This window comes from Streptomyces griseorubiginosus (assembly GCF_017614965.1).
GTDB classification, from domain to species: domain Bacteria; phylum Actinomycetota; class Actinomycetes; order Streptomycetales; family Streptomycetaceae; genus Streptomyces; species Streptomyces griseorubiginosus_B.
On record NZ_WVUG01000710.1, the window covers coordinates 1 to 638 of the forward strand.

The window sequence follows — 638 nt, forward strand, 5'->3', positions numbered from 1 at the left end:
TAACTCGCGGCCCGCCTTACTCCACACTCGCCTAGTCGTCGGCAGCGTCAGCGGTGTATAAGAGACAGGGCCAGGGCTCGCCGCTCGGCCTCCGGCAGGTCGGCGAGGAGCAGCTTGGCGACGGCGGCGACGGTGATGGCGACGGGTTTGCCGATCCGGGAGTACATCCGCACCGGATAGCGGCTCTCCACCTTGTCGATGTAGAGGACCTCGTTCTCCTCGTACACGGCGAGGTGGACGGTGTGTCCGCACTGTTCGTTGAGGCGTACGAGGTGGGGGTGGGCGATCTCGCGGATGTCGAGGTTCTCCATCGCCTCCTGGGCGAGGGCGATGAGGCGGGCACCGAGGCGGTAGCGCTGGTCGGACTGGCGGTAGACCATGCCGTGTTCGTGCAGGGTGCGCAGGAGGCGCAGAGCCGTGGACTTGTGCACGCCGAGGCGGTCGGCCACCTGGCCGAGGTCGGCGGGGCCCTCGGCGAGCAGCGGCAGGATGCTGAGCGCTCGGTCGACGGTCTGGCTCATGGGGTGCGTACCTCCTCCGGGGCCTGCTCGGCTCGGGTCCAGCCGGGGCCGAGTCGAAGTCTCCCCCACGTGTCGTCGTCGAGGGCGGCGAGGCGGTCGGCGGTGGCGCGGGAGGGG

General features: G+C 70.1%; 1 pseudogene. It reads right to left on the reverse strand.

The features are described 5' to 3' along the window. Positions 1-59: 59 nt before the first annotated feature. Positions 60-521, reverse strand: a pseudogene (locus GRC12_RS44885) (IclR family transcriptional regulator); the annotation flags it as partial. Between the last annotated feature and the right edge of the window lie 117 nt (positions 522-638).